This is a genomic window from Synechococcus sp. R55.7 (genome assembly GCF_047461955.1).
Taxonomy (GTDB): Bacteria; Cyanobacteriota; Cyanobacteriia; order Thermostichales; family Thermostichaceae; genus Thermostichus.
The window spans coordinates 1-868 of the sequence record NZ_JANSIC010000418.1 but is presented as its reverse complement, the minus strand read 5'-3'; the positions used below and the strand labels follow the sequence as shown (position 1 = coordinate 868).

The window sequence follows — 868 nt, the reverse complement described above, 5'->3', positions numbered from 1 at the left end:
AAGGACTCCGTCCCGCTGGCGCGAGCGGCCAGACAGCCGGAAAGCAAATGCAGTGCCACAGCAGCCATGGGCAGATTTGACGAGACAGGTTGACTTCAGTATGGAAGAGATTGGAAGTGGAAGGTTCCAACTCATGTCAGAGTGGTCAGGCTCTCACTTGCGCCTTGCTCCAAGAAAACCCCTGGCCTGGAGTGCCATCAACTGGTTGACCTAAGAACCGAGGGAACTGTCGGATGAGCGGATTTGAGCTGCCTTTGACGGTGGAAGTGTTGCGTTGGTTAGCGGGCGGTCAGTTGGCCGAGCGCCTGGAGCGGGCCGTGCGCCTGTGGGTACTGCTCCACTGCCTCTATGGCGAAAACCGCTGGCCAGACCTGCCGGAAACCTTTGGCTACACCCACATCCGGGATCGCTTGCTCTCACCACGGCACCCCAAGCAGGATCTGGCACAAGGGATCCCTTCACCCTGTCCTGATGTTGACTGCATTTGCTGGAAACCCTTGAGGTTTTGGCTGAAGGATCCCAACCTATTGGCCGCCTTAAAAGCAGAAGTTCCGGATCTGGAAGCGCTGCTATCTGCCCGACCCTTTCACAAGACCCATCGCACACTGCGCAAAGAGCTGGATTACCTGGCTGCCCGGGGTTGGCTGCAACAAATTCAGGCCAACTCTAGGCGGAGAGATAATTTTCGCTGCCGTGCGCCGGGGGATCGTCCCCAACTGCCCGTATCTTCATCGGCTTTGACCTTATCGGGCCATCAACTGGAACAGATCTATCACATCCTCAGCGATGTGGCCTTTGTACATCCAGATGTGCAGGTTTTGCTGGATGAAATCTGGGCCAACCAAAGGACTCCGTCCCGCTGGCGCGA

At 57.0% G+C, this 868-nt stretch carries 1 pseudogene; it reads left to right on the top strand.

Going from position 1 to position 868, the window contains the following annotated elements:
• Positions 1-233: 233 nt before the first annotated feature.
• Positions 234-868: pseudogene (locus tag NW820_RS12865) on the top strand (hypothetical protein); the annotation flags it as partial.